This window comes from Novosphingobium profundi, from assembly GCF_020524485.1.
Lineage (GTDB): Bacteria > Pseudomonadota > Alphaproteobacteria > Sphingomonadales > Sphingomonadaceae > Novosphingobium > Novosphingobium profundi_A.
The window spans coordinates 875,973-882,954 of sequence record NZ_JAIVLF010000003.1 but is presented as its reverse complement, the minus strand read 5'-3'; the positions used below and the strand labels follow the sequence as shown (position 1 = coordinate 882,954).

Below are 6,982 nucleotides of genomic sequence, written 5' to 3'. Positions count from 1 at the left end.
GCCCGTACGGTCGAGCACATCGCCGAGGCGAAGAAAGCGGTCAGGGGGCGTCATCATGTTCATGTGGCATGTCCTCCGATTTGGTGAGGTGGACTGGCCGGCCACGAACAAGAATGGGCTAAAGCGAGGCAGGATCAAGGGTATGCGGGCACTGGCTGGAGCGCAGAACCTGGCGAAGTGAACGATCCGGGACGTCTAAGGACGGTTGGGGACGAGCGAAAAAATATTCCGCCTAAGACTCAAGATTGATGATTTGATCGCGGGGCGTCTCAACAGGCATCGGGAGCCACCCGATATACCGAATATCTGACCGAATCACTCAGCGTAACGCAACGATGGAGGGACGGCAGCGCTGCATTCACGGACCGTAAAACCGGTTTCAGGTCCGGGCCGAAACCCACTTTTCAATGGCGTGTTGAGGCCGGTTAGGCGAACGTCCGGAATGGAGCCGGGTGGCGGGAATAGCCGACGTTTACGTGGAATCGGCTACCGACCAAGTCGCGCCCTTCCGATGCTTCCGAAACCCGTCATGCACGGCCGGGTCTGGTCTGCGACTGGCGGCTTCGTCCTAGACGCAGTCGAAATCTGACCGTCCGGTCCCAGGCACGGCTATATCGCCGTTAAACGACAGCAATGCGGCGCTGACCTGCCAGTTCCAGGAGGCCGGGCCGGTGAGCGAAAGTTCAGTTCTGGCTTAGGAAGTGGAGATAGCTGGCATTTTGCCCTTCGCCTTCCACGATAATGTCTGATGAGCCCCCCGCTACAGCGGCTGCCCACCGGTCAAAATTTTTTGCATATCTTTCATCATTTCATCGTGTAACTTCAGTGGCTTCTCAATTTCATCAAGTTCCCTGAAATAGGGTGCGAAATAGTCCCTCCATTCTTTGCCCATAATCCCGTGAAGAGCGGCCCAGGCGGACATAGCGGTTCGGTGAACCATCTTCTCGTTCGCGTTTGCAGACTCAACGTTCCCATTAGTAGGGGGCGCGAAATGAACTATGAGGTTTCGAATCTTGCGGAGTTCGTTGAACTTCTCTTTTGTTTCAGGAGGCACCGGGTCTCGAACCGCATCGCTGAGCCGCTTACATGCATCCTCAAACGTAACGCTAACAAAGTCACCGGACTCGAATGCAGCGCGATTAGGTCGCGTTGACAAAAGGGATTCCCAACCCGGTGAAGTTCTGATTCAAGCCTGCCTTTTGGAGGGCAGACATGGATCGCGGGGACCTGAGCGACGCAGAATGGGAATTGATCGGGCCCCTGCTCCCACCCGAGCGTGGTAGGCATGCTCGCCCTGCCGGAGATAACCGGCGCTACCTCAACGGAATGCTGCACGTCTTGCGGGTTGGCTGCCCCTGGCGGGACATGCATGAACGCTATGGGAAGTGGAACTCAGTCTACGTCCGCTTCCGCCGTTGGGCCGAGCAGGGCGTCTGGGACGCCATGCTGCAAACACTGGTTGATCTGGGCCTAACCGACGACTGGCAGCACATGATCGACAGCACCACGGTTCGCGGCCATGTCTCAGCCGTGGGCGGAAAAGGGGGGCTTGTGCGCAGGCTTTTGGTCGATCACGCGGCGGCTTTACGTGCAAGGTCCACGCCCGCTGTGACAATCAAGGCCTCCCTCTCGGCTTCCACCTGACGGGCGGCGAGGCGTCCGACTACGGCGGTGTAGATAGCCTGATGGCCATGCCGGTGCCAAAACCTGCCGCCTTGCTCGCCGACAAGGGCTACGATGGCGATCGCTTCCGCGAAAACCTGCTCCTGAGCAACATTTTGCCGCTCATCCCGCCGCGTTCGAACCGCAAGACACCAGAGCATCCTGACTATCGACGCTATCGAGATCGCAATCGCGTCGAGCGCATGTTCGGCTTCCTCAAGCACCAACGCCGCATCGCGACACGCTTCGAGAAAACCGCGCTTTCCTACCTCAGCTTCCTTAACCTCGCCGCCGCGAGGCTATGGTTGAAGCATTTTGTCAACGCGACCTAGGATTCTTGGCCACAATCAGCGACCAGTGTTCGTGTAATAGGCGGGCCTTCAAGATCAATTCTATCGCGGTGTAAACGCGGATCGCCATCTGGTCAGGACGGTTGGCCACGTCTTGTACCGCGAGCCGAAGAAAGCGCATCGCGTTGAGCGTCATTCTATGGAAGGCAGCATCTGGCATCGTCGTTCCTAAGTTGGCTGGCGTATGTGTGAACGCAGTGAGTGCAGATCAAGGAAGGGGCCGCCCGGCACATAAGTTAGCGGTCGCGCCGATCGACGTCGAGCCAGTTTTCAAGCTGGCTGTCGGTGTTCGTTGCCATGGGGGAACGCTTGCCTCCGCGCGCGCTGCTTCGTCAAAGCCAGACCTCTGCGATCGACCTTCTGAACGGGGGGCAGGCGCTGTTATAATCTGAATGTCCGCTCCTTGGCGTCATAACCTCTCGGTTGGACGGCTTAGTTGTGTGGGAAGCAGAAAGGTTTCGCGCTTCTTATCCCAGCGTCAAGAAGGCCTGCCGCCGCCCTTTCGGCGCGAGCGCGCATGTCCCGTCACATGGCACACATGATCGACAAGCCCACAGACCAACGAGCGAACCGTGTCCGGCGCGAACCCGCCATCATCCGGCAACTGCCCGCCAGCCACATTCTGTTGGTTCCATTTCCAGTACGGGGAAAGCACCTGCATCAACCGCTCCGTCTCGGGGCAATCATAGCCGAACGCCGTGACGTTCGCGTAAGCCAGCGAACGATCGACATGCAGGCCAACATGCCGCGCGCACCAGCTGTCCGGAAAGCCCACATCGAGCAGATGCGAGGACAGAGCCAGCTGCGTCACGATCCCGGCAGTGTAGAGAAAATAGGGCCAGTCACTGCGGCCATTGGGTTCGAGCCCGTGCATGAATTCCAGCGCCCGTTCGTAGCGCGCCCGGCTGAGGCTTCGGCCTTCCTGGGTTCGCAGCAACCGAACGGGCTTGGCACCGTAAATCTTCCAGAGCGCAGCGAGTGCGGAATTGTCGTTTGGCAAGGAACGCAGCGCTGCGGAAACAGCGGCGATCTCATCGGGTGAAGCAACAGAAACATAGCTGTCCATCGGCACCTCCGGGTCCGCATCTGGGCGGTTGAGCGGAAGCGGCGAGACATTATGCGGACCAGTCCCGAACTCCCGCACACTAGGCGCGGGAGCCGCCGGAGCTGGTAACATGCACACGACATGCGCCGCCGCCTTTCACCCGAAGGTTTGGACATACGCGACGGCACCCCGGAAAACTGTGTCTTCCGAGCTTGCTTCGTGTGCGGGATTACCAGTCCCGGCGCTGCCCTTTGCGCAGCGCCTTTGCACGTTACCAGACGCGAATCTTTACGCCAAGGCCGGGTTCAGTGGCGGGCCGTTTGGTGCGCATCTGATCCCTGCGTGAGCGCGTCTTGGGTGAAGGCGCGTTTGCCCCTTCGTCGCCACAGCGTCAGCGCTTGTTCGCGATCCTCGGTTCGCAGCCTCGCCGCCGCTTCGACAAGCAGGCCAAGGATCACCGCGCGGTCGTCACCGGTCAGCTCGACAAGTCCGGCTTTCACGACCAGCCCGCCCAGCTCGATAAGCTGGCGGGTACGTTCGAGCCGCTTCACCTGCCACTCGCGTTTGTCATGCCGTGCCTGGCCCATCGAACAGCGGTTGCGCGCTGCCCGGTTCCGGTGCAGCGCGGCGCGGCTCGCTGCCAGTTCGCTGGCGAGCCTTTGCCTTCCCTTCGCCCGAAAAGAACGCCGCGCCCCGTTTGCGCCACGCCTCCTTTCTGGCAGCGTCCATGTTGTTGGCGGCATCGAGAAGGACGCCCGCCAGCTCTTCGGGTGAGAGAGCATCGGCGCCGGTCGCAGTGACCAGCTCACCAAGCTGGCTCACCTTGCGGCTTTTGAGTTGCTTCGCCTTGTCGGTCAGCGCCTTCAGCTCAGCGTCGTAGTCCCTGGGTTTGCGCATGATCCGTCCTTTCGTTGAGGAAGTCGGACCATTCCGCTATCGGGAGTCTCAGCCCCCCTCAATAGCGTGAAATCCTCTGGGATTTCGTGTTCCCGAGTGCGATGAAATCGTTCGAGGGCGCGCTTATACGTCGTGCCGACGTGCGCTTTCAGAGGTAATTGGTAGGTCGCCATGGCGATCTACCACTTCTCGGCCAAAGTCATTTCCCGCGCCGCCGGATCGTCCGCCGTGGCCGCCGCCGCCTACCGCTCGGCCTCGCGGCTCCACGACCAGCGGTTAGAGCGCAGCCACGACTTCACCAACAAGGCCGGCGTCGTCCATTCCGAAGTCCTGCTCCCCGAGCATGCGCCCGACGAATGGCATGACCGCGAACGGCTGTGGAACGACGTCGAGGCGGCCGAGAAGCGCAAGGACGCGCAGCTCTCGCGCGAGGTCGAGTTCGCCATTCCGCGCGAGATGAAGCAGGCCGATGGCATCGAGCTGGCCCGCGACTTCGTTCAGCGCGAGTTCGTCGATCGCGGCATGGTCGCCGATCTCAATGTGCACTGGGATATGGGACCCGATGGGCTCGCCAAACCGCACGCCCATGTGATGCTGGGTTTGCGCGAAGTGACCGAAGAGGGCTTTGGCGCGAAGGTGCGCGACTGGAACCGCACCGAACTGCTCACCCACTGGCGCGAAGCCTGGGCCGGGCACGTCAACACCCGGCTGGCCGAACTCGATATCGACACCCGGGTCGATCACCGCTCGCTGGAGGCACAGGGCATCGAGTTGGAGCCGCAGAACAAGATCGGCCCGGCCGCCGCGCGCATGGTCAAACAAGGCATCGAAAGCGAGCGGCTCGACGAGCACCACGCCATTGCTCGGGCCAACGGCGAGAAGCTGCTTGCGGCCCCGCACATCGCGCTCGATGCGATCACGCACCAGCAGTCGACTTTCACCAACCGTGACCTTGCCATGTTCGTCCACCGCCACAGCGAGGGAAAGGAGCAATTTGACCAGGTCATGGCGGTGGTGAAGGCCTCGCCCGAGCTGGTGAAGCTGGGCAAGGACGGGCGCGGCGAAGATCGCTTCACCTCGCGCGCCATGCTGGAGGCTGAGCAGCGGCTTGAACGGCAAACAATCCGGCTCGATGCCGAGCGCCATCACAGCGTGTCTGACCGGCAACGTGACCGCGCCCTCACGCGCGCCGAGGCGCGCGGCATGGTGCTCTCCCCCGAGCAGCGCGGGGCCTTCGAGCATGTCACTGATGCGCGCGGGATCAGCAGTGTCATCGGCTATGCCGGGACCGGCAAGAGCGCGATGCTCGGGGTTGCGCGCGAGGCCTGGCTCTCGGCGGGATATTCGGTCCACGGCGCGGCGCTCTCGGGCATCGCGGCTGAGAACCTCGAACAGGGTTCGGGCATTGCCAGCCGAACGCTCGCCAGTCTCGAACACCAGTGGGGCCAGGAGCGCGAACTTTTGACTAGCAAGTCCGTTCTTGTCATCGACGAGGCGGGCATGATCGGCACGCGCCAGATGGAGCGCGTGATGCGCGAGGCCGAGAAGCGCGGCGCCAAGGTCGTGCTCGTCGGCGATCCCGAGCAGCTCCAGGCGATCGAGGCGGGCGCCTCGTTCCGCAGTATCGCCGAGCGGCATGGCGCGGTCGAGATCACCACTATTCGCCGTCAATCCGAAGAATGGCAGCGCGAGGCGACGCGTCAGCTTGCCACCGGTCGCACCGGCGAGGCGCTCGCCGCGTACGAGGACGCGGGCCATGTCCATGCCGCCAAGACGCGCGAAGCAGCGCGCGCCAATCTGATTGATCGCTGGGACACGGACCGGCACGCGCATCCCGATGCCAGCCGTATCATCCTCACGCACACCAATGATGAAGTGCGCGAACTCAACGAGGCCGCGCGCAATCGCCTGCGCGTCGGGCAAATGCTGGGTCAGGACGTGGGCGTGACCGTTGAGCGCGGCGAGCGGGCATTTGCCTCGGGCGACCGCGTGATGTTCCTCAAGAACGAGCGCAGCCTTGGCGTGAAGAACGGGACGCTCGGTACGGTCGAGCAGGTTAGCGCCATTGGTATGCGCGTGCGCACCGATGACGGGCGGTCGGTTGCCTTCGACATCAAGGACTATGCCCACGTCGATCACGGCTACGCGGCAACGATCCACAAGTCGCAGGGCATGACCGTCGACCGGGTCCATGTGCTGGCAACACCCGGGCTCGATCGGCATGCCTCGTATGTCGCGCTATCGCGCCATCGGACCCAGGTCGACCTGCATTACGGCAAGGACGACTTTGCCGAGCGCAGCCGGCTTGTCCGGGCGCTCAGCCGCGAGCGCGGCAAGGACATGGTGTCTGATTACACCCGCGCGCCCGAGCAAGTGCCGAAGTCGGAACCAGCGGCTACGCCGAAGAACGAACCCGAGGTTCGGCGCAATCCCTTTGCCGGGATGCGGTTCAAGGTGCAGCCGGAGCCAACCATTCAACACGCCCAACCACTTGACGCCGCCGTCGCGCGCTACGGTCGGGCCCTGCGCGACATCGACCGGATGCAGCGTCAGCGGCTTAATCCGATTGTCAGCCAGGTGCACGCCCTCGATCGCGCAGCCAAAGGTCTCGATGCCCAGCGTCCGCACGCGGCAGAGGACATGTACGCGGCCATGAGCAAGGACCCGTCGCTGATCGACGAGGCGGCCCAGGGCAAAAGCGCGCGTGCCATCCAGGCGATGCGCCTGGAAAGCGAGATCCGTATCGCCGCCGATGAGCGCGCCGATCGCTTCATCGAAGAATGGCAGACCCGCACCCGCCAGTTCCTGCGCATGCAGAAGATGGGCGATCCCCTCGGCGCCGAACGCGCGGCCGAACGAATCGATTACCTCTCGAAGAGCTTCCATCGCGATCCGGAACTGGAATCCCGGCTCCACAGGAGATCTTATGAGCTGGGCTTCAAGCCCCGCGAAGGCAGTACCCTGTCTCGGGATATGCAGGATTGGATCAGCCGCTCGCGCTCACGCGGGCTTGAGCGTTAGCCTTCGC

Annotated in this window: 4 protein-coding genes and 1 pseudogene; 2 read left to right on the top strand and 3 right to left on the bottom strand. The window is 62.3% G+C overall.

What is annotated here, in order from left to right:
• Positions 1–1,212: 1,212 nt before the first annotated feature.
• A pseudogene (locus tag LC060_RS10325) lies at positions 1,213–1,994 on the top strand (IS5 family transposase).
• Positions 1,995–2,490: 496 nt separating this feature from the next.
• On the opposite strand, the gene LC060_RS10320 reads toward LC060_RS10325, so the two are convergent.
• From LC060_RS10320 to LC060_RS10310, 3 genes are all read right to left on the bottom strand, one after another.
• Positions 2,491–3,078: a hypothetical protein gene (locus tag LC060_RS10320; RefSeq protein WP_226635250.1), complete on the bottom strand. Its 588-nt coding sequence runs from the start codon at positions 3,076–3,078 to the stop codon at positions 2,491–2,493.
• 284 nt (positions 3,079–3,362) lie between these two features.
• The gene (locus LC060_RS10315; RefSeq protein ID WP_319005417.1) at positions 3,363–3,608 is read right to left on the bottom strand and encodes a conjugal transfer protein TraD; all 246 of its coding nucleotides are present in this window, start codon (positions 3,606–3,608) and stop codon (positions 3,363–3,365) included.
• Positions 3,609–3,624: 16 nt separating this feature from the next.
• A complete protein-coding gene (locus LC060_RS10310) occupies positions 3,625–3,954 on the bottom strand; it encodes a conjugal transfer protein TraD (protein ID WP_226635246.1) in 330 nt (109 codons plus the stop codon).
• Between the two features lie 171 nt (positions 3,955–4,125).
• On the opposite strand from LC060_RS10310, the gene traA reads away from it, so the two are divergent.
• Positions 4,126–6,975 (top strand): Ti-type conjugative transfer relaxase TraA, encoded by a 2,850-nt coding sequence (traA, locus tag LC060_RS10305; protein ID WP_226635244.1) that lies wholly within the window; start codon positions 4,126–4,128, stop codon positions 6,973–6,975.
• Positions 6,976–6,982: the final 7 nt, after the last annotated feature.

Bases quoted from the DNA above. Each gene is read 5' to 3' on its own strand.
- LC060_RS10320 (WP_226635250.1), bottom strand. From the start codon at position 3,078: ATGGACAGCTATGTTTCTGTTGCTTCACCCGATGAGATCGCCGCTGTT.
- LC060_RS10310 (WP_226635246.1), bottom strand. From the start codon at position 3,954: ATGCGCAAACCCAGGGACTACGACGCTGAGCTGAAGGCGCTGACCGAC.
- traA (WP_226635244.1), top strand. From the start codon at position 4,126: ATGGCGATCTACCACTTCTCGGCCAAAGTCATTTCCCGCGCCGCCGGA.